The sequence below is a fragment of the Microvirga sp. BF8 genome (genome assembly GCF_059888585.1).
Map to the genome: position 1 here is coordinate 1,623,782 of NZ_CM187619.1, position 25,961 is coordinate 1,649,742.

The following is a 25,961-nucleotide window of genomic DNA, read 5'->3' on the forward strand; positions in this document are numbered from 1 at the left end:
TTCCCAAGGCCGCCGTCCCGGGTGTCCTCTGCCGGGCGTGCGCTCCGGCCTTCTGACTTGGCTGCCGGATCCGGCGAGCCGGCTAACCATCAGGTGTCCTGTCATGGGAGGAACCGAGGAACGCCAATGCAATCACTGTATGCGAGACCGTGCATCCCGCTTGATCGAAAGAGACAATCACTTGGCAGTTTGGGCCAGTGACACCCGGATGGAATGGGATGCTGTTCAGGCCCGGCGCGCTCTGTTCACGAGGTGCTCGCCGAGCTTGATCGTCGCCCTGACAATCCTCGTGATGCTCTTGCTGCCGGAGGTCGCGACACCGTTGTGGGGACGTTACCGCGGCATTGGAGCCTCGACCGAGCAGATCAGGCCCGTGGGAGCGTATTCCACTCGGACTCCTCCGCTCAGGTCGTGTGCCAGACTGCGCTCGATCAGTCGGGATCCGAACCCCTTCCGTGACGGGAATTTGACCTCCGGGCCGCCCTTCTCCTCCCATCGCAGGAGCAGAAGAGGTGGGTTCGGTGTATGGTCCAGCATCCAGGTCAGGTGAACCTCGCCGCTCCCGTTCGAGAGCGCCCCGTACTTGGTCGCGTTGGTAGCCAACTCGTGAATCGCCATTGAGAGCGCGAGTGCCATGCGCGGCACAAGATGGACACGACCGCCGTGGCACCGGATCCGAGCCTCCCTGCCGGTGCTGTAGGGCTCGATGACGTCCGCGATGATCTCGTGCAGCAGGGCGCCTTCCCAGTTCTCCCGGGTGAGCACGTTGTGAGTGCGGGAGAGTGCGAACAGGCGGCTCTCCAGCGCCTCGCGGGCCTCGATGGGCGTCTCGGATCCACGCAGCGTCTGCGTCGCGATGGACTGCACGGTCGCAAGCGTGTTCTTCACTCGGTGATTGAGTTCATGGATGAGAAGCCGCTGCTGCTCCTCGGCCTTCTTCCGCTCGCCGATATCCTGGATCACGCGGATGCCGTACAACGGATTTCCGAGTGAATCATCGACCCGGGAGGCGGCCACCTCCACCCAGACCTCATGACCATCTTTGTGGATACAGCGCTTTTCGACAGTGTAGGTGTTGGTTTTCCCCAGTATCAGATGGGAGAACCGCTCCAGGTCTGCCTCGCGGTCATCGAGGTGCGTTAGGTCCCAGAAGCTGCGCCCGAGCAGTTCCTCCCGGCTGTAGCCGGTGATGGCGCACAGCCGCTCGTTGACGCGCAGAAAGCGCCCGTTCCGGTCAACCTCGCAAATGCCCGCGAAGACATGCTCGTAGGTCGCGCGCAGCCTCTGCTCATTCTCTCGCAAAGCCGCATCGCTGTCGCGCAGGTTCCTTTCGATGCGGGCACGCTCAACCGCGTCCCAGGTGCGATGGGCGACGCGCTCGACGAGCATGACCTCGGTTGCTGTCCAGTGGCGCGGCTCGGACGCGTGCACGTACAGGAGGGCCCGGAACCGCCCATCCTTGATCAAGGGCGTCACGATCAGCGAGCGGCAGCCGATACTGGCCCAAGTGGCAGCATGGTCCACGCCGGCCCGAGGGTCATTGAGACAATCCTCGACGATGAGCGTACGCCCGGCCCGCAGCTCCGCAGTCACCGCAGGGCCGAGGGCGTCCAGGATATGAGCTTCACCGGCGAGGCTCGCAATGGACGCATCCTGTGTCCAATCCTGCTCGACTGTCACGTGCTGCCCCGTGTCGTCGATCTCGCCGTAGCCGGCACGATCCGCACCGATGTGGGTGCCGAGAGCCTGGGCCGCCGCACGTGTCATCAATCGTGGGTCGGACAGGGTGGCCAGACGCTCGCTCAGGTCGATATGGAACCTCGCCCGCTGCTCCGCCTGCACCTTCTCCGTGGTCTCGGTGCAGACGCAGAACATGCCGGCGACCTGTCCGCTCTCCTCCCGCACCGGTGAATAGGAGAACGTGAACCAGGTCTGCTCGTCGTATCCTTTCCGGTTCATGATGAGCGGGAGGTCTTCACGATAGGTGGCCTCGCCGGCCATGGCAGCGTCGATCAGGGGTGAGATATCGGGCCAGATCTCGGCCCAGATGTCGTGGAAGCGACTGCCAAGCGCGGTCGGGTGCTTGGCACCGAGGATTTCGGCGTAGGAATCATTGTAGAGGAAACCGAGGTCCTCGCCCCACGCGACGAACATCGGAAACTTGGAGCTGAGCAGGAGTCCGGCCACGGAGCGGAGCGATTGCGGCCAGGTCTCCGGCGCCCCAAGGGGCGAGATCGACCAGTCGCGCGCGCGCATCAGCGCGCCCATCTCGCCGCCGCCCGTCAGGAACTCGGCATGGGTGGAAGGCGGCGGGGCGTGGGCCAATGGCGGTTCTTTCAGTTACACCTCCCAGACGAAGCTGAGTGGTCACGCCTTCATCTGACGTGGGATTCGACGGGTGACGGGCACACAGGATCACTGAACCAACACCGAAAGCGGAGGATTCGATCCCGTACCGTATTGATTGGCAGTGGAACATCCAGTCACTCTCGGAGAACCGGCGGGGGCGGGGCGTTCCATGCGGCCTCTCAGGCGCTCATCCTGGATCCAGGGCGTTTGCTGCCAGCCGCCGCCTTTTGCTCAGAACTTTCCTCGAGGGTTGGATAGACGCCGGCCAGGACCTGATTGAAGTGACGGCGCAAAGCATGGTTGCAGCCGCATGACAGGGAATCCAACCTGTCCATGTCGCGGACCCGAACACCGCCCCTTCGGGTCTCCAGAAGATGCCTGCGCTTCAAGGACTGTATGACCCGACTGACATAGCTTCGGCCGACCCCCATCATGCTGGCCAACTGCTCCTGCGTCAGGGGTATGTCATGATCGCCGGTCCGGTCGATGGCGGCCAGCAACCATTTCACCGTTCGCTGCTCGATGGTGTGAACCGCGTTGCACGCCACGGATTGGAACACCTGTGCCAGCATGCAATCCGCGTAGCGGGCGAAGAGGTGTCGCAGGGTCGGCGACCGGGTTTCGAATTCCTCGAGATCGGCCGTGGATAGGCGCAGGAACGGCCCCGGGAACTGGATCTCGGAGCGGGCGAAGGCTGGAAGGCGTCCTTGGCTCACAATGCCGCCGACGGCGCCCTCGCGCCCGATCAGGGCCGTTTCGACGGTGAGACCATCCTCAAGCTCGACCACGAACGAGACCAGACTGGGTCCGCAAGGGAAGTAGACGAATCTGACCTCATCCCCAGGCTGGTAGAGTTTCGCTCCGGCTTCTCCCTCCCACTCCTGGAGGGAGGGTGCCACGATGGCCAGGTCTTCAGGTTTGAGAGCGCTCAGCAGATTATTGCTGGCAATCCTCTCCCTGAGGCGCGTCGAGATCATGGCTGGCTGCATCAGGCGTCTTTCCTCCACCGCTTCGGCCTGTCCAACGCGCTACGGCGACTTACGTTCAATCGTGAACATAGGGATCGGCCTGTGTTCACATGTAGACAGACAGACCCGCCAGTCCTCTCTACAAGGACACGCCAATGTCCTTCCACGGCGGGGCATGCCAGTGACATGAGCCAGACGTCGGCCTCGGCAGATGAAAGCACGAGGGTTGAGCCGACGACTTGCGGCTGGACCGAGTCCGCTAACCTGTTGAGGCTTTTCATGACATTTCCGCCGCACTCCGACGCTGCACCGATCCCGACAGGCGTTCCAGGGCTCGATGACATCCTCGCCGGTGGGTATGCCACCAACCGCGCCCATCTCATCGAGGGCCGACCGGGCTCCGGCAAGACCACCCTTGGCCTCCAGTTCCTGCTTGCAGGCGCCCGGCGGGGCGAGACGTGTCTCTACATCACCTTGTCCGAGAGCAAGCGGGAGCTACTCTCCGTCGCCTCGCGCCATGGCTGGTCGCTTGACGGGATCGAGATCTTCGAGTTGGTGCCGCCAGAGTTGAGTTTGGATCCGAAACGGCAACAGAGCTTGGTCTATTCCTCCGACCTGGAACTCGGCGAGACTGTTCGAATGGCCCTGGCGGAGATCGAGCGGGTCCGGCCCAGCCGGGTCGTGTTCGATTCGCTCTCGGAGATCCGGCTTCTCTCCCAAGGTTCCCTGCGCTACCGGCGACAGGTCCTGGCTCTGAAGAGCTATTTCCTGCTCAACGATGCAACCGTCCTGATGCTCGACGATCTCACCTCCGAGCAGGATGACCTCAACCTGCATTCCATCAGCCATGCCGTGATCCGCCTCGACCAGATCGTGCCGGCATACGGGTCGGAACGCCGTCGGATCACGGTTACAAAGATGCGGGGCACGGCCTTCCGGGGCGGCTATCACGATCTCGTCATCGAGCGCGGTGGTCTGCGGATCTTTCCACGCCTCACGGCAGCCGATCATCACAGGGAATTCGCCTTCGATGCGATCCCGAGCGGCATTGAGGAACTCGACACCATTCTGGGTGGCGGCCTGAGCCGCGGCACCAGCACGTTGGTGGTCGGTCCGTCGGGAGCGGGCAAGTCCACTTTGGCTTTGGGCTACCTCTGCGCTGCCTTGGGGCGTGGCGAACCGGCCCTGATGGTCAGCTTCGACGAAACCATCGGTATTCTTCTGCAAAGAGCCGCGGGTGTCGGTTTCGACCTCACTCCTCATGTCGAGGCCGGGCGGCTCCGCATCGAGCAGATCGATCCGGCCAACGTCTCTCCGGGAGAATTCTCTGGCCGTGTTCGGGAAGCGGTCGAGCAGGGTGGGGCGAAGGTCGTCGTGATCGACAGCCTGACCGGCTATCTGAACGCCATGCCGGAGCAGCCCTTCATCGTCCTCCAGATGCACGAGCTCCTCACCTATCTCAACCAGCAGGGCGTGGTGACGATCCTGATCCTGGCCCAGCACGGCATGGTCGGCCAGATGGTTTCGCCGATCGACCTGACCTATCTCAGCGATACCGTCGTACTCCTGCGGTTCTTCGAGGCGAACGGCCGCATCCGGCGGGCGCTGTCGGTGGTGAAGCGACGTACCGGCTCGCACGAGGATACGATCAGGGAATTTCGGATCGACAGTCGGGGTTTGCGCGTTGGTCCGCCGCTGGAGCAGTTCCGGGGCGTGTTGACGGGCGTGCCGACGTTCGAGGGCCATCGCGCCTCGCTTCTGGAGGGGCGTGAGACCGACCATGACGCAGGCCGATGATGTGTCCGTGCTGATCCTCGCCCCGCATGGGCGGGATGGCACAGTGGCGGCGGCCATACTGGGCGAGGTCGGGATGAAGTCCGCGATCTGCGCCAGCCTCGAGACCCTTGTCCCGGGTTTGGACGCGTCGGCCTGCGCCGTCATCACGGAGGAGGGGCTGCTCAGCGCCGATCGGCGCGTGCTCGCCGAGTGGATCAACCTTCAGCCACCATGGTCCGACTTTCCTTTCATCCTGCTCATCCATCGTGGCGGCTCCCCCGCCGAACACCTGACGGACTTGCTCGGGAACGTCACCGTGCTGGAACGGCCATTCCACCCGGCCGTTCTGGTGAATGCCGTACGGTCAGCCCTGCGGGCAAGAGGACGGCAGCGGGAAGTCGAAGTGCACCTCAAGGAGCGGCAGCGTGCCCATGAGCGCCAGGGCCTGCTCATCCGTGAGCTGCATCACCGGGTCAAGAATACCCTGGCAACCGTCCAAGGGCTCCTCGGGGCCACGGCCCGTTCGACGCGTTCCGTGGAGGAGTTCTACCACTCGTTCGCGGATCGGATCGTCTCTCTGTCCAATACCCACAATCTCCTGACCGAGGATTACTGGCAGACGGCGCCGTTGATCGAGATGTTCAGGAACGAGTTGGCCCATTACGACGATGGCGCGCAACGGCGAATCGTTCTCGACGGTCCGCCCGTAGAGCTTTCCGCCGATCTGGCGGTGCCAATCGGGATGGCGGTGCATGAACTGACCACGAACGCCGCCAAGCACGGGGCGCTTTCGGTTCCAGGGGGACAGATTTCTGTGCTCTGGAAGATCCGGGATCTGGAGACGGGGCGCCGTCTTGACATCGACTGGGTCGAGCGGGGCGGCCCGCCGGTAGAACAGCCGCGGCGCAAGGGTTTCGGCTCCACATTGCTGCATCGGGTGCTAACCCATCAATGCCGCGCAGCGATCAGCATCGACTACGACCCCGAGGGGCTGTCCTGCCATATGGACATTCCTCTCATCGAGGAGCGCCTCGTGCCAGAGTATTGACCGTTGTCACGCCCCCGGAAGCGGACTTCATCTTTCCGCTGAACCTTGCCCGTTCGCTGTTCAGCACATTGACCCTGACGATGCGGCAAAGTGGATCTTTCGAGATGCGGCCAGTGACGCTAAAGCCATCCGGCCAAAGCGTGGAGGTCATCCGTGCCTGGTCCAATGCCTGCATTGCCGCACCACGCCGAACCTCACTTGATTGTCAATTCTTGACAACTAGATGACCCCTCTCACCGGGCCCTCATCCATGTCCACCGACCAGACCCGCAACGTCTCCCTCACGGCGGAGCTGAACGCGTTCATCCGCGCGCAGGTCGCCTCAGGCCAGTATCAGAATGCCAGCGAGGTGGTTCGGGCGGGCCTTCGCCTCCTCCGGAGGCAGGAGCAGCGCAACCAGCGCAGGGGAACCGCGCTGCCGGCAGGTCAGGCTTGAATGATGAACAGCAAGCCTGACTTTCCCACAAGCCCCGCTTTTCTGGCGGGTGGCGGTGAGATGGGGAAGCAGATCCGGGCGCATGACTGGACGGCATCGCCGCTTGGGCTTCCGGCAGATTGGCCGCAGGCGCTGAAGACGGCTGTCAGCCTCATGCTTCAGGCGCGGCAGCCGGCATATATCGCCTGGGGTGCTGAGCAGATCTCGCTCTACAACGATGGCTATATTCCCATTCTCGGCACCAAGCATCCTGCCGGGCTGGGCCAGCCCGCGGCAACCCTATGGGCGGAGATCTGGGAAACGCTGGGCCCGATCAACGCGGCCGTGCTCACCGGTGAGGCGCAGTGGTTCGAGGACATGCCGTTCGCGCTTGCCGGTCGTGACCGGAACGTGAGCTGGTTCAGCTACTCCTACACGCCGCTTCGGGGCGACGACGACCGGATCATGGGCATCTTCTGCGTCGCTCAGGAGACAACCGACAAAGTCCTGGCTTACCGCCGTACCCATGCCGAACGGGAGCGCCTGACCCGGATGTTCGAGCAGGCCCCAGGCTTCGTGGCGATGCTGGAAGGGCCCGAGCACCGGTTCAGATTGGCCAATCCCGCCTACCTGCGTGTCATCGGCCATCGTGACGTGGTCGGCAAAACTGTCGCGGAGGCGCTGCCGGATGCCGTCGAGCAAGGCTATCTGGACTTGCTGAACGAGGTCTACAGCAGCGGCAAGGCTCTCAACCTGGAGGCTGCGAAGTATTCCGTTCAGTTGGAACCTGGTGGATCCGTCCACGAGCGCTACGTCGACTTCGTCTACCAGCCGATGACGGATGCGAACGGAGCCGTGACCGGCATCTTCGTGGAAGGATATGATGTTACGGAGCGAGTCCGTGCCGAAGCACACCGCCGGGCACTTCTTGAACTCGGCGACTGCATCCGCGACATCACCGATCCTGACGAACTGTCCTTTGCTGCGGCCGAGATTCTCGGGCGAACGCTGGAGGTGAGCCGGGCCGGCTACGGCACGGTCGACAAGGCCTCCGAGACCATTTCGATCGCCCGTGACTGGAATGCTCCCGGGATCGAGAGCATCGCCGGTGTGCTGCATTTCCGCGACTATGGCTCGTACATCGAGGATTTGAAGCGCGGCGAAACGGCGGTGATCGCCGACGCCGACCAGGACCCGCGCACGGCTGCCACGGCCGGCATGCTGCGGGCGATCAGCGCACAAGCCTTCATCAATATGCCCGTGACCGAGCGGGGCAACTTTGTCGCCCTGCTGTTTCTCAATCACGCTACGGCCCGAAAATGGCAGGACGACGAACTCGCCCTCGTGCGTGAGGTGGCCGAGCGCACCCGGACCGCAGTGGCGCGATTGGAGGCCGAGCGGGAGCTGCATGCCCTTGCGGCCTCACTGGAGCAGCAGATCGAGGAGCGCACAGCCGAGTATGATCGGGTGTGGCGCAACTCGCGCGACCTTCTCGTGATCGTGGGTGCCGACGGTATCTTCCGCGCGGTCAATCCGGCCTGGACCCTCATTCTCGGGTACGAGCCGGAGGAGGTGGTCGGCCACAGTTTTCTGGATTTCATCTGGCCCGAGGATGCTGCGCTGACCCTGGATGGGCTCAATGAGGCGGCGTCCGCCCATGATTTGACCAATTTCGAGAACCGCTATCGCCACAAGGACGGAACCCCGCGCTGGATATCCTGGCACACCTCCGTCGAGGGCGAGTTCGTCTATGCCTATGGCCGGCATGTCACGGCGGAGAAGGAAGCCGCTGCAGCCCTGGCGCAGGCCCAGGACGCCCTGCGCCAGTCGCAGAAGCTCGAGGCGGTGGGCCAGCTCACCGGCGGCGTGGCACATGATTTCAATAACCTGCTCACCATCATCAAGTCGTCCACCGACCTGCTCCGCAAGCCGGGTCTGCCTGACGAGCGGCGGCGGCGCTACGTCGATGCCATCTCCGACACGGTCGACCGTGCTGCCAGACTGACGGGCCAACTCCTGGCCTTTGCCCGCCGTCAGGCCCTGAAGCCCGAGGTATTCGATGCGGCCGAGCGCATCAGTGTCATCACCGACATGCTGCGCACGGTTGTTGGCTCGCGCATCCGCATCGTGCGGGAGATGGTCAGCAAGGGCTGCCTGATCGAGGCCGATATGAGCCAGTTCGAGACCGCGCTGGTCAACATGGTGGTCAATGCGCGTGATGCCATGGATGGCGAGGGCAGGCTCACGGTACGGGTCGAGGAGGTATCCGATATGCCTGCCATCCGGGGGCACCGGGGCGGAGCGGGCCCGTTCGTGGCCATCTCGCTGTCGGACACTGGGGTTGGCATCGCGCCGGACAAGCTCGTCCAGATCTTCGAGCCCTTCTTCACGACCAAGGACATCGGCAAGGGGACGGGTTTGGGGCTGTCACAGGTCTACGGGTTCGCCAAGCAGTCGGGCGGCGACGTGACGGTCAAGAGCGAGATGGGTCGCGGTACGACCTTTACTATGTACTTGCCCCGCATCGACGAGGCTGTCGCCGCCGAGAGTTCACGCAAGGCGACGACAGCCGCGGCACCCGAGGAGGGACGCGGTCGCCGTGTGCTTGTGGTGGAGGACAATGTCGAGGTGGGACGCTTCTCCACGCAGGTCCTGCAGGACCTCGGCTACGAGACGACCTGGGCTGCCAATGCGGTCGAAGCGCTCACGCTCCTGCAGACGGCGCACAGCTTCGATATCGTCTTCTCCGACGTGGTCATGCCCGGGATGAGCGGCATCGAGCTTGGCCAGGAAATCCGGCGGCTCCACCCGGGTCTTCCGGTTATCTTGACGTCGGGGTATAGCCATGTGCTGGCCGAGAAGGGCAGGCACGGCTTCGAGCTGCTGCAGAAGCCTTATGCGGCCGAGGAACTGTCGCGGATACTGCGACGTTTTACGGGGGGACGGCATCCCTCACAGTGATGGCTCGCTTCCAAGTGCTCCTCCGGCTGGAGCCGAACATTCAATAGCATATGTCCACAATCGACTAGGTGAGACCTGGATCGAGCTTGGGTCGCAGGGTTTTTATGAGTCACGATCAGAAGATTGACGAACGATCCGCTCCGAACACCGCACCAGATATCCAGGGTGGTGGTCAGAGCATCGGTACGCCCGCGGCAGGCGAGCATGAACATGTCTCCTTTAACCCGACAGGTGGCCCGGGGATAAACCACTGGCAGGAGGCTACGATCACCCAGCCGGGGCTCGGCGAGCGTGGAAACGTGTTCTTTGCCGCCATCGAGATGACGCGGATGCCGATGATCCTCACGGATCCCAACCAGCCGGACAACTGCATCGTCTTCGCCAACCGCGCCTTCCAGGACCTGACCGGCTATACGGAGGAGGAGGTTCTCGGACGCAATTGCCGGTTCCTCCAGGGGGCCCATACCGACCGGGAGGCCGTCGACGAGCTGCGACAGGCCGTCAAAGAACAGCGGGCCGTCTCGGTCGAACTCCTGAACTACAAGCGCGACGGAACACCCTTCTGGAACGCCTGCTTTATTGGCCCCGTATTCGATGTGGATGGCAAGCTTCTGTATTTCTTCGCATCCCAGCTCGACGTGACGCGACGCCGGACGTCCGAGCAGGCCTTCCGGCATGCACAGAAGATGGAGAGCATCGGACAGCTCACGGCAGGGTTGGCGCACGACTTCAATAATCTTCTGCAAGTGGTCTCCGGCAACCTTGAACTGGTGTTGTCGCGCACCGATGACGAGTCCTTGAGGCGGCCGCTGGAGAACGCCAGCCGGGCAGCCGAGCGCGGCGCGAAGCTGACCAAGCAGCTCCTGGCCTTTGCCCGCAAGACACGGCTTGAGTCTAAGCCCACGAACCTCAACGCCTTGATCACCGAGTTCGGTGAGATGCTGGATAATTCGGTCGGTCCGCAGATCGAGGTCCAGCTGAACCTGCGATCCCGCGTTCCTCCGGCCCTGGTCGATCCGGTGCATCTGGAGATGGCGGTGCTCAACGTCCTGATCAATGCCAGGGATGCCATGCCGAAGGGCGGAACCGTCACCATCGGCACTTCCAAGGTCCACCTGAACGGCGATGCTGCCGCTCTCCATCTCCCGTCCGGGGACTATGTGGCCCTGACGATCAGCGATGAGGGCGAAGGCATGCTGCCTCATGTGCTTGAGCGTGCGACCGAACCGTTCTTCACCACCAAGAGCCAGGGCAAGGGCACCGGGCTCGGTCTGGCCATGGTGCACGGCTTCGTGCAGCAGTCCCTTGGTCGCCTTGATATCGAGAGTGAACGCGGCAAGGGCACCACGCTGCGCATGCTCTTCCCGGTGGCGGACGCACAGGCAGCGGCGCCCCGCCAGCCGAGCCGGGATCAAGCGCATGCGGAGCCACGAGGGCAGGCGGAGACAATCCTCGTGGTTGAGGACAGTCATGACATTCTGGAACTCGCGCGCGAGCACCTGACGGCGCTCGGCTACAATGTGCTGACGGCCCACGATGCGGATGATGCACTTGCTGTATTCGGCAAGGCAGAAGGAAAAATCGATCTGCTGTTCACCGACCTGGTCATGCCGGGCAGCATGAATGGGCTGGCGCTCGCCGACGTTGTCCGCGAACGGGCACCCAGCGTCGGGATTCTCCTGACGACCGGCTACAACGACGACCTTCTGACGGAGGGCAAGGCCTCGGCCGGAGCCGACGTGATCGGGAAGCCGTATCGGCGCACGGAACTGGCGGATCGGGTGAGGGCAGCCTTGAACGGCCGTGGACGCGAGCGGCGAGTGCGCCAGAGAGGCGTATCGCGGGGGCCGCGGCACGAGGGTTGACGCCGCGCCTCATTGCCGGGGCTGGAGGGCTTCCCCGGTTGGCGCCATGGGCACTTCGACACAGTTTCCCTTCAATTTCGGCGGGCTTGAGGGGACCGCTCCTGGCATATGCCAGACGCCGACCCGCTGCGGTCATTCGGCCCGATCCGCTGCACGTCCACGCATATAGGCCTGGGGGCTGCACCCCATTTCGATCCGGAACGCGTACACGAAAGCCGACGTGGAGCCGTAACCAAGCTCCATGGCCGTCCGGGTCACGTCCAGGCCACCTCCGAGCAGCTCGATTGCCTTGAACAGCCGTACTCGCCGCCGCCAGGAGCGCAGGCTCATGCCCACCGCCGCTTCGAAGCGGCGGGTCAAGGTTCGTTCCGACATCCCAAGCTCCCGGCCCCATGCCTCCGGTCCACGTGGGTCGGCGGGGTTGGCGTAGATCGCCTCGCACAGCGCCGTCAGGGAGGACCCCCCGCAGGGCCAAGGGAGTGCGCCCGGAAGGGCGCGCGCACGCCGGAGCTGGTCCAGGATCAGGTCCATCACGCGGCCGGCATAGCCGCCATGATCCTCCTCTCCTTCGATTGCGGTGACCTCAACGATGAGGGCCTTCAGCAACGGCGTGACGCTGAATACGGTTGGACTTGTCGGTAGCCCTCGGCCAGCCTCGTGGGCGATCCAGAGGCTACGGAACTCCGCCCCGAGCAGGGACCCGGCCCGGTGTCGCAGGCCCGTCGGGAGCCACACGGCCTGCTCCGGCGAGATGACGAAGGAGCGTCCCTCCACCGCCACCGTCAGGACGCCGGAGATCGCATATACCATCTGGTTCCAGCTGTGCGCGTGCTCCGGGAAGTAGTGGCGCGCCGGGATCGACTGTGCACGCACGGTGATCGGCTGAGGTGGCGCCACGCCAGGTGGCGCCTGGATCGTCTCCCATGACATGTCCAGCCTCCAATTTGACCGTTATTCTACATCAAATGACGGTCTGTCAAAATACGGACAGACGCCAATCCCGTATAAGCCGCTGGAATGAGCGCCAGGGCGCCGATCGCAAAAGGAGGAACCTGCCATGACCCGCTTCGATAGCCGTGGTCTGCCCCTTTCGACCATGTCCGACCGCGCGGCCGACCACTACCGGGAGGGCGTCGACCTGCTCCTCTCGGCGTGGCCCGGTGCCGCGGAAGCGCTGGACGAAGCCATCGCGGCCGATCCGGACTTCGCTCTCGCCCATGCCGCCCGTGCCCGCCTGCACGCCATACGGGCTGAGCTGGCCAAGGCCAAGGCGCGGATCGCGACGGCGGAAAAGGTCGTCGCCCGACGCGGGACCGAGCGGGAGCGCAGCCATGTGAAGGTCCTGTCACTGGCCATCAACGGCCAGGCAGCCAAGGCGCTGGAGGTGGCGCTCGCCCATGCCGACATCTGGCCGCGGGACGTCCTGATCCTGTCGCTGCCCCTCGGAGCCTTCGGGCTCTTCGCCTTCTCTGGCATGGCAGGACACGACCAGGCACGCGTTGACCTCTGCGAGCGCCACGCCCGCCACTTCGACGCCGACGATTGGTGGTTCTTGACCTATCGCGGCTGGTCTCATGCGGAGAACGGCGATGTCGCGCACGGCCGCGCCCTCGCGCAGCGCGGCTTCGACCTGCGGAGAAACAACGCAAACGCGGCACACGCGCTCTCGCACGCCATGTACGAGGGCGGCTCGCACGATGAGGCGGAGCGGCTGATCGCCGACTGGCTGCCGAGCTACGACCGCATCGGCATCCTCCACGGCCACATCGCCTGGCACTCCGCCCTCGGTGCGCTGGAGCGAGGCGATCCGGAGCAGGCGCTGGCGATCTACGCAGAGCACATCCAGCCGTCGGTGACGGCCGGCATGCCGGTCAACGTGGTCAGCGACACCGCCTCGTTCCTGTGGCGGCTCAAAGCCTATGGCCACACTGTGCCGATGGAATTGTGGCGGCAAGCAGCGACCTATTCCGGCGGGTATTTCCAAAAGGCCGGCTTTGCCTTCGCGGACGTCCATATGGCGCTCATCGCGGCGGCGGCCGGCGACAAGGCCGCTGTCGAAGAGCGCGTGAGGGCCCAGATGGACCTGATCGAGGTGGGCGCCCTGGCCGCCGGGCCGGTGGTGCCGGCGATCTGCTGCGCTGCGCTCGCCTTCGCGGAAGAGGACTACGCTGCCTGCGCTCGCATCCTGGAGCCGGTGGCAGCGGAGGTTGTCAGAATCGGCGGCAGCGGTGCCCAGCGCGAGATGTTCGAGGACATGCTCCTTCTCGCCCTGATGCGCAGCGGCGCGGCCACGAAGGCTCGCCAGCTTCTCGACCGCCGCCTCCACCGTCGCCCGTCGCCGCGCGATATGCGCTGGAACACCATGCTCGCAGTCTGAGGAATCTCATGTCACAAATGAACGCCAATGCGGTGACCGGGGTCGCGCCGGCCGTCCGTTCCGGGGATGCCGATGTCTGGAGGCTGGCCGTTGCGCAGGCGCTCGGCGGAGCCAACTCAGCGGTCGTGTATGCCACCGGTGCTATCGTCGGCAACATGCTCGCCCCGAACAATGCGCTGGCGACACTGCCGATCTCCATCTTCGTGGTTGGGATGGCGGCCTGCACCCTGCCGGCCGGAGCCATCGCCCGCCGCCATGGCCGCCGTGCCGCCTTCCTGACGGGAACAGGCTGCGGCGTGCTTGTCGGGTTGTTGGCTTGCCTTGCCATCGTGATGGGCTCGTTCTGGCTGTTCTGCGCCGCGATGTTCTTTGGCGGAGCGTATGCCGCCGTGGTTCTGTCGTTCCGCTTCGCGGCGGCCGACTGCGTCCCGGCAGCACGTCGCCCACGGGCCCTGTCCACAGTCATGGCCGGCGGGGTGTTTGCCGGTGTGATCGGACCGCAACTCGTCACCTACACCATGGACCTGTGGCAACCCCATCAGTTTGCGGCGACCTACCTGGCCCAAGCCGCCGTCGCAGCCGTCTCTGCTCTCGTCCTGCTCGGCGTCCGGGTTCCAATGCCCACAGCGGCTGAAATGGCCGGCGGCCGTCGTCTCGGGACCATCGTGCGCCAGCCGCGCTTCATCACCGCCGTCATCTGCGGGGTCGTGTCGTATCTGCTGATGAACTTCATCATGACGGCTGCACCGTTGGCGATGCGGCTGTGCGGCCTGGCGCAGGAATCGTCAAACCTGGGCCTGCAATGGCACATCATCGCCATGTATGCCCCGGGCTTCTTCACGGGTCGGCTGATCACGCGCTTCGGCGCGCCCCGCGTCGTGGCTGGCGGTTTGGCCCTCACCGCAGCCTCCGCTGCCATCGGGCTGACGGGAGTGGATGTGGCGCATTTCTGGCTGACCCTGATCCTGCTCGGCCTCGGCTGGAATTTCGGCTTCGTCGGTGCCTCGGCGCTGGTGCTTGAATGCCACCGCCCCGAGGAGCGGACGCGGGTGCAGTCACTCAACGACTTTCTGGTGTTCGGGACGATGGCCGTGGGCTCGTTCTCGTCCGGCAGCCTGCTGACCACGTACGGCTGGGATATGGTCCTGTGGGTGTCGTTCGTCCCCCTCGCGTTGGCGGTCGCGGCTCTCGCTTTTACAGCATCCTCCAGCACCCGCCGAGCGGCCGGCTAATCGTCATGGGATGACGAGGATGGCTCAAGTCCATGCCTTGGGGAAGGGTGGCGCTCAACGCCGGCGGATCGAAACGCATCGGCCTCGCGGCGGCGCAACTGCTGCAGGGCAATGGTGCAAGGGTCGCTCTTACAGCAAGTCGAACTGACGGCCGGGAATGATGACCGAGTGCGACGTGATGGGTAGAGGTTCGCTTGTCCCGTGCTGACCGCAGCCGCCATTCTGCAGCTGCGTTCCTTCCGGCTGGCGGAGAGCAGGTCGGATCATGATCCGACCTGCCACTTCTGACGCATTATGGCAGCGGATGGCCGCGCTACCTTGGACCCGGCGCAGGACTCATTTCTTCAGCGCAACGTTTCGGTTGAACGCTTCGATAATCGCTGCGCGGTTCGCATTGATCTTGTTCCAGTCGGGCAATGCCAGGCTCTTGATCGAGCCCTCTGGGCCCCATGGCATGCGTTGCTTTGCATCGTCGCTCAGCTCTACACCCGACGTTGCCGGACCGACATAGATCTTCTCCGCCATGCATTTTGCAGGGCCTTTGCCAATCGCGTAGTTGACAAACTTGTCGGCGGCCTCCTGCTTCTTGCTGTTGGCCACGAGATGAAGACGGATATCACCCCCGATCGCGCCCTCCTTGGGGACCACGAACGCAATCGGAAGCTTCTGGTCTCTCATGGCATACGCCGAGTTGGCGTAATGAGCACCGATGATGACCTCTCCGCTCTGGAACAGGTTCGTACCCGCGCCTGCGCTGTCGAAATAGGCTGCAACCTTCAACTGCTTCAGCTTCTCAAAGGCAGGGGTGACGTTCTCGACGCTCCCGCCGAGCAGGCCGGCCAGATGGACGATGAAGGGCACGCCCATGGCGTTTGCGGGACTCGGGAAAGTGACGGCACCGGCATATTCCGGCTTCCATAGATCGAGCCAGGAACTGGGCGCTTGCTTGATGTCCTTGGTGCTATAAGCCAGACCGACCGAGTAGAAGCCGGTGCTGACCGCGAAGACGGCTCCAGACCCGTCCTTGTAGGCGCCTTCCGGGATGATGCCTGTGACCCCAGGAATCCGAGCTGGATCGATCGGCCTCAGGAGTTTGTCAGCCGCAGCGATCTCGGAGACGCCGCCGTCGAGCCAGACCGCATCCATTGTGGGGCTGTCTTTCTGCTGGCGGAGCTTGCTCAAGGTCACGCCGGAAACGCCCGGTTCGGGGACGACCCGAATGCCCGTATCGCGTGTGAACGGATCAATGATGCAGGCCTGCATGGCCGCACCCCATTCGCCGCCATAGGTCGCGACTGTAATGGATTCTTGCGCGACGGCAGGCAGCGCATTGCCGACACCAATCAGCAGGACCGTGGTGGCCAATACGCTGCGTGTACTTGTGATCATCTCTTGAGCCTCCTTCTTCTTTTGCATGCATCCTCTGGACGCGCTATGAGGAAACGTCTTTTGGTACAGGGCAAATCGAAATTCAAACCACTGAGATAACCTGAAGTTATGAACGTCCGACAGCTTGAAGCTTTCAAGGCAATCATGGAGTTGGGAAGCTTCACACGAGCGGCCGAAAAGTTGCATCTTTCCCAGCCAGCGGTCAGCAAACTGATCTTTCTGCTGGAACGGAGCTGCGGCTTCACTCTCTTCCATCGGCAGAAGAACGGTGTCATCCCCACAGCCGAGGGGCAGATGCTCTATTCCGAGGTAGAGCGTGTTTTCCTAGGTGTTGATTCCGTCGCCGCGCGGGCCCGAGCCATACGCCAGTTCGATCATGGTGAGTTGAAGCTTGTCACTTTCCCGTCCCTTGGCACCCGTGTCCTCCCACCCATTCTTGCCGAATTCATTGAGAACAAGCCCTCGCTCCGCGTCACGGTAGCGAGCCGCAATTCCTGGCTGCTCGTGGACAGAGTTGCCTCCCAGGGTGTCGATCTGGGCTTTGGAATGACCGTTTTGGATAGCCCCGGGGTTCATTTCGAGAAGTTATGTTCGATGGAGGCGGTGTGCGTGCTTCCACCCGGGCATCGATTGGCGAAACAGTCGATCATCGATGCCCGTGACCTGGAAGGGGAGCGGTTCGTGTCGCTCGTTGAGGAGGATCGCGCACAGGTCAAGATCGATCAGGCGTTTGCTGATCGTGACGTTGATCGGAACATCGTCCTGAAGGCACAACTGACGGAAGCTTGCTGCTCCTTTGTTTCGGCCGGGGTGGGCGTTGCGATCGTGGACCCGCTCAGCACGGTCGGATTCAGGTCTGATGAGCTTGTCGTGAAGCCCTTCTCGCCGGCGGTCCTTCAGGACATCTGGATCATCACTCCATCGTTTCGGGAAACGTCCCTGGGAACAAAGGCGCTCATTGAGCATGTCAGAAAGCGACTGACAGAGACGCTTGCCAAGCTGTCGCGGTCTATCCGCGCAGCCGACGCCTCATAGCGGGCGGCACGTTTCACGTCAGACATATCCTCCAGTTATGGCTGAGGCCAAACAAGCAATTTGACGGAACTCCTGCATCAGATCTCAATGCAGACGAGATCTCCCAAGCCGAGCGACTGCGCGAGCAAAGTATTTGGCGGGAGGCATTCAGTTGGTCAGCAGTCTGCCTTGAGGTGAATTATGGATCCCATAACGGTTCTTACTCCAACAGGAACGCTGGGGTATGGCTTCGGCGAGGATGCGCTGTCGCGCGGAATGTCGCTCGGGCCGGCGGTGATCGCGGTCGATGCCGGATCGACAGATCCCGGACCGCACTATCTTGGTTCCGGCGAGCCCTTGGTATCGGATGTAAGCATAAAGCGCGAGTTGACGGCCCTTATTCAGGCGGGTCGCAAGGCGAACGTCCCCGTCATCGTTGGCAGTGCCGGGGGCGCGGGATCGGGGGTCCAAGTCGACCGAACGGTCGCCATTGTCCGCAGCATAGTGAAGGAACTTGGCCTGAACCTCAGGTTGGCCTGGATCTACTCAGACATACCCATAGAGCGGGCAAAGAAAGCGGTTCAGGCGGGCGAGGTCAAGGATTTCGAGGCCGGCACGCCGTTGACTCAGCAGATGCTCGACGAGACGGTAAGTCTCGTCGCGCAGATGGGTCATGAGCCGATCTGTGCAGCTCTCGATGGCGGCGCTGACGTGATCATAGCCGGCAGGGCCTGTGATGATTCGGTCATCGCCTCTTATCCTATCTGGCGCGGCCGCGATCCCGCATTGGCGATCCATATGGGAAAGATCCTCGAGTGCGGGGCCTTCTCTGCTGAGCCATTTGCGATGGACGTGATGCTCGGAACGATCAACGACGACCATTTCGTGCTTGAGCCGGGAAGCCTGAACAGGCGGGCGTCGGTGAAGTCCGTCGCGGCGCATTCGCTCTACGAGCGGGAGAATCCTTTCACGCAGGGTGGTCCGGGCCACGAAATCTCTCTGAAGGAGTGTTCGTTTGAACAACTCGGCGACCGTCAGGTCGGCGTGCGGGGGGCGAGGCTGACCAAGACCGAGGACTACTACGTGAAGCTCGAGGGCGCACGCCTTGCCGGATATCGTTCGATCTGCGTTGCCGGCGTCCGCTGTCCGACGACTGTCGATGCGCTCGACAGCATCCTCGAAGACGTGAAGGCCAAGGCGCACGCCTATTTCGCTCCAGAGGAATTGACGATCACCTTCCATGTCTATGGACACGACGGCGTGATGAAGGAACTCGAGCCCGAATCTGCTCGGGCGCGCGAGGTGGGCCTTGTCATCGACGTCGTGGCAAAGGACCAAACACTGGCCCACGCTGCCTGCCATCAGATCAGCGGAGCCATGCTGCACTATCACTATCCCACCGTGAAAAACACTTCCGGCAACCTCGCCTTTCCATATTCGCCTTCGGATCTCGATATCGGTCCAGTCTACGAGTTCAGCGCCTATCACCTCATGAAGGTCAGCTCACCCACCGAGCTTTTCCCCGTGCATTTCGAGGACCTCTGATATGACCTCCCGCCCCCTGAAGGACCTCGCGGATATCGTGCGCAGCAAGAATGCCGGCCCGTACCGCATCACATTCGATGTCTTGTTCCGGGACAAGGATCGGTATGAGGCTGTGCGCTCTACCGGAGCGATCAGCCCGCAGAGCGTTGCTGCCGCCTATGGGATTGATGTCTCCCAGATCTCGTCCTTCTTCGAGATCGATATGGCCAACGCGATGAAGATCACTATCATTCGCCCGCGAGCCCAGGGATCGGCGGGAGACGGCGACATGTACGGCTGCCAGCATCACGTGCCGTTGATGAACCTCCAGATCCCGGTCTCCTAGATTCCTGAGGACCGATGCAGAGGGAAGAGCGGATGTCGGACGGCTTCATCAGGGTGGAGCATCTCACCAAGCGCTATGGCGATTTGGTCGTGCTGAACAATGTCTCGATCGAAATCGCGAAGGGAGAGTTTGTTGCGCTGCTCGGTCCAAGCGGGTGCGGGAAGACAACGCTTCTGCGCTCCATCGCCGGGTTCATCGACGTCGAGGAAGGTGACATCTCCATCGACGGCCGTTCAATCAGACGGCTCCCTCCCAACCGGCGCCCCGTCAACACTGTCTTTCAGAACTATGCCTTGTTCCCTCATCTGACCGTTGCCCAGAATGTCGCCTTCGGCCCACGCAGGGCTGGCGTAGAGCGCAGGGCAGTGGCGGATATCGTCGAGGCAGTCCTCACGACGGTTGGAATGGCCGGATATGCTGATCGCTTCCCATTCCAGCTTTCGGGAGGGCAGCAGCAGCGCGTTGCATTGGCACGGGCAATTGCCAACAAGCCGAAGGTCCTTCTGCTGGACGAGCCTCTCGGCGCCCTCGACCTGAAGCTGCGCAAGCAGATGCAGATCGAGTTGAAGGCCCTCCAGCAGAAGCTCGGCATGACCTTCATATTTGTGACGCACGACCAGGAAGAGGCGTTGGTCATGGCGGACCGGATTGCGGTCATGAATGCGGGGCGCATCGTCCAGATCGGTCGGGGCCGAGACATTTACCACGCGCCGACCGAGCGCTACGTGGCCGACTTCATCGGCGATGCCAACCTGATCACCTGCAAGGTCTCGGGCGCGCAAACCCTGATCAGCGACACAGGCGAGTTGGAGTTCAACGTCTCCCACTCGGCTCCAATCGGCTCCAGCGTCACGTACCTGCTGCGACCGGAGGCCATCGCATTGGCCCACGGTACAAACCCGGCCACAGAAGGATCGAGTGCCGTTCATGCCAGGGTTCGGGATGTCGTCTTCGTTGGCAATTCGACGCGTGTCTATGCAGAGGCACAAGGCGGCCAGGTCTTCGTGGCTCAGCAGCCGGCGCTTATCGGCGCGCCGGAGTACAGTCGGGGAGAGACGATAACTCTGTCCTGGCCTCACGACAGCGGTCAGGTACTGACCCGATGAGGGCCATGACCATGATGAGCACGCAGGCGAATCCGAAGACCTCCGCAATGCTCCCGATGCGGAGCCGACAAGGGGAGGGGGGGCGATGAGGATCAAGAACTTCTGGGCGGCCATCCTGCTCGGCGTGCCCGTTGCCTTCATGACTGCGTTCTTCATCGTGCCGTTTTTGGTGGTCGTTGCCGCGAGCTTCCAAAGCAAGGAAGGAGCCTGGACACTTTCGAACTACGGACGCATCTTCGCCGACACCTATTATCCGAGCGTCCTCTACACGACGTTCAAGCTCTCGCTGCTATCGACAGTTGCCTCGTTCCTCATCGGCTATCCTATCGCCTACTATATCGTAAACGTCGTGCGCAGCCGGATGAGCCGCCGGATCTGCTATATCCTCGTGATCATGCCACTCTTCACGAGCAACATCGTGCGCTCGTTCGGCTGGATCATCCTGCTGGGGCGGCAGGGGCTCGTGAACTCCACCCTCGTGGCTCTTGGCCTCGCGGATCGGCCGGTCCCACTTCTCTTCACCGAACTGAGCATCGTCATTGGGCTTACCTACATTCTCGTTCCATTTATGGTCCTGACAGTCGCGAGCATCCTGCAAACCATCGATAAGTCACTCGTCGAGGCCGCCCTGGATCTGGGAACCAGCCGGCTGGGAACCTTCCTGAGGATCACTTTCCCGCTCAGCCTGCCTGGTGTCATCGCGGGATCGCTCATCGTTTTTACCCTCGCGGTCAGCGCGTATGTGGTGCCAAGTATCATGAGCGGCGGGCGGACGGTGGTCATGGCAATGTCGATCTTTGAGCAGTACGGAGCCCTCTTCGATTTCAACTTCGGCGCTGCCCTCGCGGTCGGACTGCTCGTCGTGACGCTCATACTGATTGCGCTCTACCTCCTCTTCATCGAACGGCAGTCCATAACCAGAAAGGCGGTGAAGTCATGACAACCTTTCTGGAACGCCTTGGTCGTCTCCTTTTCGTCGCAGTTGTCTGGGCTGGTTTCATATTCCTGATGCTGCCGCTTGTGATCATTGTAGCGGTCTCGTTCACCGAGACCGAGTATCTGAGTTTCCCGCCGGTCGGATTCACACTGCGCTGGTACGAACAGTTCCTCGCCGACACCTCCTACCTGGAGTCCATTGGTCTGAGCGCCTCCATCGCTGTTGCGTCGACCGCTATCGCTACCCTGATAGGCATCCCGGCTGCCCTCGTTATCGCGCGGAGCACCCTGCCCGGGCGGAAGCTCGTGGGCACCATCTTCCTCTCTCCCCTGATCCTGCCGACGATTGTCGTTGGGGCCGCCCTCTTGCAATACGCCAGCGCTCTCGGCTTCGCGCGGAGTTATCTCGCGTTGCTCGTCGGGCACGTCGTTATCATCGTGCCCTACATTCTCAGGACCGTCCTCGCGTCGCTGGAGCGGTTCGACCAAACCCTGGAGGAAGCAAGCCAGGATCTCGGCGCGAATGGCGTCACCACCTTCTTCCTTGTAACGCTCCCGATCATCAAGCCTGGAATCGTGGCTGGCGCGCTATTCGCCCTGATCATCTCCTGGATCAACGTAGAGCTCAGTATCTTCAACTCGACCGCAAGTCTCATGCCGCTTCCGGTCAAGCTGTTCAACTACGTCCAGTATGCCGTCGATCCGATGATGGCCGCCATTTCGGCAGCAACGATCTACGTGGCGATCGTGGCCGTGGTTGTTCTCGACATCTTCGTTGGCATCGACCGGGTCGCAGCCACTCAGAAATAGCCGAAGTTTCCTCCATCCTAGTGCGGGGTGGCACCCGCACCGCATCCAGCAGGCAAGTCATGACAGTGAATGCAATACCGGAACCTGCTCCCGAAGGGGCGCTCTCCGATCTGAAGGTCCTCGAGCTTGGCTCGATGCTGGCAGGGCCGTTCGTCGGTTCGATGCTGGCGGACTTCGGTGCCCGGGTCATCAAGGTCGAGAAGCCGGGTAAGCCCGATGCATTGCGCGAGTGGCCTCCTCACAAGGACGGCGTCGCTCTCTGGTGGAAGACGATGGCACGCAACAAGCATGTCGTGACGCTCGACATCTCACGGCCAGAGGCACGAGAGCTTGCGCTCAAGCTGATCGGCGAGAGTGACATCGTCATCGAGAATTTCCGTCCAGGGACCCTGGAGCGTTGGGGGCTGTCACCAGACGATCTGCGCGAAAGGTTCCCCCGCGTCGTGTGGGTGCGGGTAAGCGGCTGGGGACAGACGGGTCCGAACAAGGGGCAGGGCGGCTATGCCACGATCGCCGAAGCTTTTTCGGGCCTCGCCTCATTTACGGGCCACCCGGATAAGGGCCCGATGGTTTCGGCCTTCCCGATGGGGGATTACATGGCGGGTGTCTTTGGCGCGTTCGGCGCTCTTGCTGCCATCCACCGTCGTGAACGTACGGGCGTCGGCCAGATCGTTGACGTTGCGCTCTACGAGCCACTCCTGAGGATCATCGAGTCCGTCGTCGTACGCTTCGACCAGACGGGGCTGAAGAAGCCGCTGCTCGGAAACCAGATGGAGGAGGATGTTCCAAGGAACGTCTATCCGACCGCTGACGGGGGCAGTATCGCAATAAGCTGCGGGTCGCAGGGCATTTACGAAGGGCTTGTCGATGCGATGGGGCGCCCTGACCTCAAGACAGATCCGCGCTTCGGAACAATGGCCGATCGCGTCGCCAACCGCGATGCGATCGATGCCGAGGTTGCTGCGTGGATGACTACCCAGAAGACCGACGAAGCGTTGGAAAAGCTTCTGGCCCACAAGGTCGTCGCCGGACGCATCAATGATATCGCGGACGTCCTGGGGGACGCCCATATCGCGGCACGCGAGGCCATTCGAACCATTGTTGACGAGCATCTTGGTCCGATCCGCATGCCAGCGCCGGTGCCGAAGCTGAGCGATACACCCGGATCCATTCGCTGGACCGGTCGCGATCCTGGTGCGGCGAATGACGAGGTATTCGGGAACTGGCTTGGCCTGTCCCGGGACGACATCGATGCGCTGCGGCGCGCCAACATCATCTGAGGCTGACATGAAATCCAGCAGTATTGGAATCACGGGCTATGGCCAGACGGCGTACGAGAAGCGTACGACCCGAACGCTGTTCTCGTTTCTGTCAGAGGCCGGGAAGAACGCGCTCGACTCCGCCGGTCTGACGTTCAGGGACGTCGACGGCCTCGCCATCTGCTCTTTCGAGTTGCATCCTGACAATGCAGTGACGGCTGCCGAGCAACTCGGACTGTCGGTATCCTGGGCCTATCTCGGGACCGCGGGCAGCGCGGGTCCGGTCGCAAGCGTGATCAACGCTATTCACGCCATCGAGACGGGCCAGGCTACAACCGTGTTGTGCATCGCCGGCGACAACTATGACGTCGGCGGCCACTTCAAGCTCATGGACAACTTCAGCCGTGGGCTGCGGAACTATGGGACACCCCTCGGCTTCGGCGGTGCGAATGGCCTTTTCGGAATCATCCAGCGCAAGCATATGGAGACCTACGGTACCCGCCGGGAGGACCTCGGGCGCATCTCGGTCGACCAGCGGCGAAGCGCACAGCGCAACGAGCACGCACTCCTGCGTGGACCATTGACGATCGACGATTATCTGAGCGCCCGTATCATCGCAGATCCAATCCGTCTCTATGACTGTGTACTGCCCTGTGCCGGGGCGGAGGCCGTTGTCGTGACGACCCTGGATCGGGCTCACCCGGGAAAGGGCGTGCGAATCCTTTCGGGCTTCGAGAGACACAACCATCCTCCGATGGAGATTGCTCCGCTGCGGGGCGGGTGGGAGACGTTCGCCGACAAGCTCTTTGCAGAAGCCGGCTACGGTCCGGACGATATGGACTTCGTCCAGGCCTATGACGATTACCCGATCATGGTCGCCATTCAGCTCGAGGATCTCGGATTCTGCAAGAAGGGCGAAGTGAGTGAGTTCCTGGCTCGGAACACCTTCTCCTGGGACGGAACGTTGCCGCTCAACACAGGGGGCGGCCAGCTGTCGTGCGGTCAGGCAGGCATCGCCGGCGGCCTTCTGAGCGTCACCGAGGCGGTGCGCCAGTTACGTGGCGAAGGCGGTGACAGACAGGTCGCAAATGCGCGGCGGGGTGTCGTCGCAGGCTACGGAATGGTGGGTTACGGTCACGGACTTTCGGCGAGCAGCATCATCCTTGAGGCAGTACAATGAACGAAATCTTGGACTATCCGTGCCCCCATGAGGACGAGGACAACAGCCCGTTGCTTGAGGCATGGCGCGGGGGCAGGCTGATGCTTCAGCAGAGCCGCTCCGGCGGGCCCCCGTTCTTCTATCCTCGCCCCATCTGCCCGTATACGGGCTCGACCGACCTCGTCTGGAAGCAGGCCTCGGGACGTGGCCATATCGTGTCCTTCTCGATCGTCATGCGTCCGAACCATCCCTCATTCAACGATGAGGTGCCGATCTTCCTGGCCGAGATTGCGCTCGAGGAGGGGGCCAGCCTGCTGGCCCGCGTCATCACCAGTGACGCGAACTCCGTCAGGAGCGGTGCCCCGGTCGAACTCATGCCGATGCCCGACGCCGCGCGATACCCACTGCCGACCTTCCGGCCGGCGACCTGAGTATCTTCTGTCCCTGCAAGAGCAAGGCCATGCGTCATTTTACCAATAGCGAGATCGTTGCGAACCTTGACTGGCGGGCATTGGTCGCCGCCCTCCGCGACGGGTTCATCCGCGGAGCCCACAGCCCTCCGCGACCTCATTACACCGTCGCAGTACCGGATGCACGTGACGCGACCCTGCTGCTGATGCCTGCATGGAGCGAAGGCCGCCATATCGGCCTGAAGACCGTGACGGTCTTCCCTGATAACGGGCGCCTGGGTCTGCCTGCCGTAGGTTCGTACTACATGCTTATGAGCGCCACGGACGGGCGGTTGGTTGCAACCTTCGACGGAGGGGAATTGACCGCCCGCCGCACCGCAGCCGCCTCCGCCCTCGCATCCAATTATCTCTCGAGGCCGGATTCGTCCCGCCTCCTCGTCGTCGGCACCGGCAAGCTCTGCCCAAACCTCGCTGCCGCTCACGCCGCCGTGCGGCCGATCAATGAAATCACCATCTGGGGGCGAAATCGGAGCAAGGCGGAGGCCGTTGTCAGTCAATTGGCCGGGCAGGGGATCAAAGCGACCGCCGCAGACGATCTGGAGCAGGAGGTGCGGAGGGCAGATATCGTGTCATGCAGCACTCTCTCGAGCGAGGCGCTGGTGCGTGGGGCTTGGCTGAGTCCAGGTACCCACCTCGATCTTGTCGGCGCATTCACGCCGACGATGCGCGAGGCCGACGATGACGCGGTCCGTAGGGCGCGTGTCTTCCTGGATACCCGGGAAGGGGCCATGGCTGAGGCGGGGGAAATTGTTCAGGCCTTGGCCAGCGGCGCTCTGCGTGGCGAGGACGTTCAGGGAGATCTGTTCGACCTATCTCGAGGCACAGTCTCGGGACGCACGGCAGCGGATGAAATCACGCTGTTCAAGTCTGTCGGGTGCTCGCTCGAGGATCTCGTCGCAGCCGAGTTGTGCCTTGTCCGCAGTGCCGGACGCTGACGAACGTCCCGGAAAGGCCAGA

General features: G+C 62.7%; 21 protein-coding genes. 17 read left to right on the forward strand and 4 right to left on the reverse strand.

The features are described from left to right. Positions 1 to 333: 333 nt before the first annotated feature. Both AC522E_RS07810 and AC522E_RS07815 read right to left on the reverse strand, forming a co-directional pair. Positions 334 to 2,325, reverse strand: a complete 1,992-nt coding sequence (locus tag AC522E_RS07810; protein ID WP_500749840.1) for a PAS domain-containing HWE histidine kinase family protein — start codon at positions 2,323 to 2,325, stop codon at positions 334 to 336. A gap of 203 nt (positions 2,326 to 2,528) precedes the next feature. After that, positions 2,529 to 3,338 carry a Crp/Fnr family transcriptional regulator gene (locus tag AC522E_RS07815; protein ID WP_500749841.1) on the reverse strand — a complete coding sequence of 270 codons (810 nt, stop codon included), beginning with the start codon at positions 3,336 to 3,338 and terminating at the stop codon, positions 2,529 to 2,531. A gap of 258 nt (positions 3,339 to 3,596) precedes the next feature. On the opposite strand from AC522E_RS07815, the gene AC522E_RS07820 reads away from it, so the two are divergent. From AC522E_RS07820 to AC522E_RS07840, 5 genes are all read left to right on the forward strand, one after another. Next, positions 3,597 to 5,114 (forward strand): ATPase domain-containing protein, encoded by a 1,518-nt coding sequence (locus tag AC522E_RS07820; protein ID WP_500749842.1) that lies wholly within the window; start codon positions 3,597 to 3,599, stop codon positions 5,112 to 5,114. Continuing rightward, the gene (locus AC522E_RS07825; RefSeq protein ID WP_500749843.1) at positions 5,098 to 6,141 is read left to right on the forward strand and encodes a sensor histidine kinase; all 1,044 of its coding nucleotides are present in this window, start codon (positions 5,098 to 5,100) and stop codon (positions 6,139 to 6,141) included. Before AC522E_RS07820 ends, AC522E_RS07825 begins: the two co-directional genes overlap by 17 nt. Positions 6,142 to 6,364: 223 nt before the next feature. Then, positions 6,365 to 6,577: a type II toxin-antitoxin system ParD family antitoxin gene (locus tag AC522E_RS07830; protein WP_500749844.1), complete on the forward strand. Its 213-nt coding sequence runs from the start codon at positions 6,365 to 6,367 to the stop codon at positions 6,575 to 6,577. Beyond that, positions 6,578 to 9,517: a GAF domain-containing hybrid sensor histidine kinase/response regulator gene (locus AC522E_RS07835; RefSeq protein WP_500749845.1), complete on the forward strand. Its 2,940-nt coding sequence runs from the start codon at positions 6,578 to 6,580 to the stop codon at positions 9,515 to 9,517. A 104-nt stretch (positions 9,518 to 9,621) separates the two neighbouring features. After that, positions 9,622 to 11,382, forward strand: coding sequence for a histidine kinase famiy protein (locus AC522E_RS07840; RefSeq protein ID WP_500749846.1), 1,761 nt, complete (start codon positions 9,622 to 9,624; stop codon positions 11,380 to 11,382). Between the two features lie 132 nt (positions 11,383 to 11,514). Here the strand turns inward: AC522E_RS07840 and AC522E_RS07845 are convergent, their stop codons facing one another. Next, positions 11,515 to 12,312 carry an AraC family transcriptional regulator gene (locus tag AC522E_RS07845; RefSeq protein ID WP_500749847.1) on the reverse strand — a complete coding sequence of 266 codons (798 nt, stop codon included), beginning with the start codon at positions 12,310 to 12,312 and terminating at the stop codon, positions 11,515 to 11,517. 127 nt (positions 12,313 to 12,439) lie between these two features. Between AC522E_RS07845 and AC522E_RS07850 the strand changes: the two genes are divergently transcribed. Both AC522E_RS07850 and AC522E_RS07855 read left to right on the forward strand, forming a co-directional pair. Then, positions 12,440 to 13,759 carry a tetratricopeptide repeat protein gene (locus AC522E_RS07850; RefSeq protein WP_500749848.1) on the forward strand — a complete coding sequence of 440 codons (1,320 nt, stop codon included), beginning with the start codon at positions 12,440 to 12,442 and terminating at the stop codon, positions 13,757 to 13,759. Between the two features lie 17 nt (positions 13,760 to 13,776). Further along, positions 13,777 to 14,991, forward strand: a complete 1,215-nt coding sequence (locus AC522E_RS07855) for an MFS transporter (protein ID WP_500750611.1) — start codon at positions 13,777 to 13,779, stop codon at positions 14,989 to 14,991. A 336-nt stretch (positions 14,992 to 15,327) separates the two neighbouring features. Here AC522E_RS07855 and AC522E_RS07860 read toward each other — a convergent pair whose 3' ends face one another. Continuing rightward, a complete protein-coding gene (locus AC522E_RS07860; RefSeq protein WP_500749849.1) occupies positions 15,328 to 16,635 on the reverse strand; it encodes an ABC transporter substrate-binding protein in 1,308 nt (435 codons plus the stop codon). Here AC522E_RS07860 and AC522E_RS07865 point away from each other — a divergent pair. The 10 genes from AC522E_RS07865 (at position 16,525) to lhpI (ending at position 25,939) form a co-directional block, all read left to right on the forward strand. Next, positions 16,525 to 17,415, forward strand: coding sequence for a LysR substrate-binding domain-containing protein (locus AC522E_RS07865; RefSeq protein WP_500749850.1), 891 nt, complete (start codon positions 16,525 to 16,527; stop codon positions 17,413 to 17,415). The genes AC522E_RS07860 and AC522E_RS07865 overlap by 111 nt on opposite strands. Positions 17,416 to 17,595: 180 nt before the next feature. Further along, complete coding sequence (locus tag AC522E_RS07870) at positions 17,596 to 18,939, forward strand: acyclic terpene utilization AtuA family protein (protein ID WP_500749851.1); 1,344 nt, start codon at positions 17,596 to 17,598, stop codon at positions 18,937 to 18,939. A 1-nt stretch (position 18,940) separates the two neighbouring features. Beyond that, positions 18,941 to 19,264 (forward strand): DUF4387 domain-containing protein, encoded by a 324-nt coding sequence (locus AC522E_RS07875; RefSeq protein WP_500749852.1) that lies wholly within the window; start codon positions 18,941 to 18,943, stop codon positions 19,262 to 19,264. Between the two features lie 32 nt (positions 19,265 to 19,296). Further along, complete coding sequence (locus AC522E_RS07880) at positions 19,297 to 20,370, forward strand: ABC transporter ATP-binding protein (protein ID WP_500749853.1); 1,074 nt, start codon at positions 19,297 to 19,299, stop codon at positions 20,368 to 20,370. 85 nt (positions 20,371 to 20,455) lie between these two features. Further along, positions 20,456 to 21,310 (forward strand): ABC transporter permease, encoded by an 855-nt coding sequence (locus AC522E_RS07885; protein ID WP_500749854.1) that lies wholly within the window; start codon positions 20,456 to 20,458, stop codon positions 21,308 to 21,310. Beyond that, positions 21,307 to 22,116: an ABC transporter permease gene (locus AC522E_RS07890; RefSeq protein WP_500749855.1), complete on the forward strand. Its 810-nt coding sequence runs from the start codon at positions 21,307 to 21,309 to the stop codon at positions 22,114 to 22,116. Before AC522E_RS07885 ends, AC522E_RS07890 begins: the two co-directional genes overlap by 4 nt. Before the next feature lie 59 nt (positions 22,117 to 22,175). Continuing rightward, positions 22,176 to 23,396: a CaiB/BaiF CoA transferase family protein gene (locus AC522E_RS07895; protein WP_500749856.1), complete on the forward strand. Its 1,221-nt coding sequence runs from the start codon at positions 22,176 to 22,178 to the stop codon at positions 23,394 to 23,396. 7 nt (positions 23,397 to 23,403) lie between these two features. Next, positions 23,404 to 24,555, forward strand: a complete 1,152-nt coding sequence (locus AC522E_RS07900) for a thiolase family protein (RefSeq protein ID WP_500749857.1) — start codon at positions 23,404 to 23,406, stop codon at positions 24,553 to 24,555. Then, positions 24,552 to 24,965 (forward strand): Zn-ribbon domain-containing OB-fold protein, encoded by a 414-nt coding sequence (locus AC522E_RS07905; RefSeq protein ID WP_500749858.1) that lies wholly within the window; start codon positions 24,552 to 24,554, stop codon positions 24,963 to 24,965. The genes AC522E_RS07900 and AC522E_RS07905 overlap by 4 nt, the downstream gene beginning before the upstream one ends. A gap of 29 nt (positions 24,966 to 24,994) precedes the next feature. Continuing rightward, positions 24,995 to 25,939, forward strand: a complete 945-nt coding sequence (gene lhpI / locus AC522E_RS07910) for a bifunctional Delta(1)-pyrroline-2-carboxylate/Delta(1)-piperideine-2-carboxylate reductase (protein ID WP_500749860.1) — start codon at positions 24,995 to 24,997, stop codon at positions 25,937 to 25,939. Positions 25,940 to 25,961: the final 22 nt, after the last annotated feature.

Excerpts from the sequence above, each read along its gene's own strand:
- AC522E_RS07890 (WP_500749855.1), top strand. The coding sequence starts at position 21,307 with ATGACAACCTTTCTGGAACGCCTTGGTCGTCTCCTTTTCGTCGCAGTT.
- AC522E_RS07840 (WP_500749846.1), top strand. The coding sequence starts at position 9,622 with ATGAGTCACGATCAGAAGATTGACGAACGATCCGCTCCGAACACCGCA.
- AC522E_RS07855 (WP_500750611.1), top strand. The coding sequence starts at position 13,777 with ATGAACGCCAATGCGGTGACCGGGGTCGCGCCGGCCGTCCGTTCCGGG.
- AC522E_RS07815 (WP_500749841.1), bottom strand. The coding sequence starts at position 3,338 with ATGCAGCCAGCCATGATCTCGACGCGCCTCAGGGAGAGGATTGCCAGC.
- AC522E_RS07870 (WP_500749851.1), top strand. The coding sequence starts at position 17,596 with ATGGATCCCATAACGGTTCTTACTCCAACAGGAACGCTGGGGTATGGC.
- AC522E_RS07835 (WP_500749845.1), top strand. The coding sequence starts at position 6,578 with ATGATGAACAGCAAGCCTGACTTTCCCACAAGCCCCGCTTTTCTGGCG.
- AC522E_RS07825 (WP_500749843.1), top strand. The coding sequence starts at position 5,098 with ATGACGCAGGCCGATGATGTGTCCGTGCTGATCCTCGCCCCGCATGGG.
- AC522E_RS07850 (WP_500749848.1), top strand. The coding sequence starts at position 12,440 with ATGACCCGCTTCGATAGCCGTGGTCTGCCCCTTTCGACCATGTCCGAC.
- AC522E_RS07880 (WP_500749853.1), top strand. The coding sequence starts at position 19,297 with ATGTCGGACGGCTTCATCAGGGTGGAGCATCTCACCAAGCGCTATGGC.
- AC522E_RS07885 (WP_500749854.1), top strand. The coding sequence starts at position 20,456 with ATGAGGATCAAGAACTTCTGGGCGGCCATCCTGCTCGGCGTGCCCGTT.
- AC522E_RS07900 (WP_500749857.1), top strand. The coding sequence starts at position 23,404 with ATGAAATCCAGCAGTATTGGAATCACGGGCTATGGCCAGACGGCGTAC.
- AC522E_RS07865 (WP_500749850.1), top strand. The coding sequence starts at position 16,525 with ATGGAGTTGGGAAGCTTCACACGAGCGGCCGAAAAGTTGCATCTTTCC.
- AC522E_RS07905 (WP_500749858.1), top strand. The coding sequence starts at position 24,552 with ATGAACGAAATCTTGGACTATCCGTGCCCCCATGAGGACGAGGACAAC.
- AC522E_RS07860 (WP_500749849.1), bottom strand. The coding sequence starts at position 16,635 with ATGGAAGAGAGTGAAGCCGCAGCTCCGTTCCAGCAGAAAGATCAGTTT.
- AC522E_RS07895 (WP_500749856.1), top strand. The coding sequence starts at position 22,176 with ATGACAGTGAATGCAATACCGGAACCTGCTCCCGAAGGGGCGCTCTCC.
- AC522E_RS07875 (WP_500749852.1), top strand. The coding sequence starts at position 18,941 with ATGACCTCCCGCCCCCTGAAGGACCTCGCGGATATCGTGCGCAGCAAG.
- AC522E_RS07845 (WP_500749847.1), bottom strand. The coding sequence starts at position 12,312 with ATGTCATGGGAGACGATCCAGGCGCCACCTGGCGTGGCGCCACCTCAG.
- AC522E_RS07830 (WP_500749844.1), top strand. The coding sequence starts at position 6,365 with ATGACCCCTCTCACCGGGCCCTCATCCATGTCCACCGACCAGACCCGC.
- AC522E_RS07820 (WP_500749842.1), top strand. The coding sequence starts at position 3,597 with ATGACATTTCCGCCGCACTCCGACGCTGCACCGATCCCGACAGGCGTT.
- lhpI (WP_500749860.1), top strand. The coding sequence starts at position 24,995 with ATGCGTCATTTTACCAATAGCGAGATCGTTGCGAACCTTGACTGGCGG.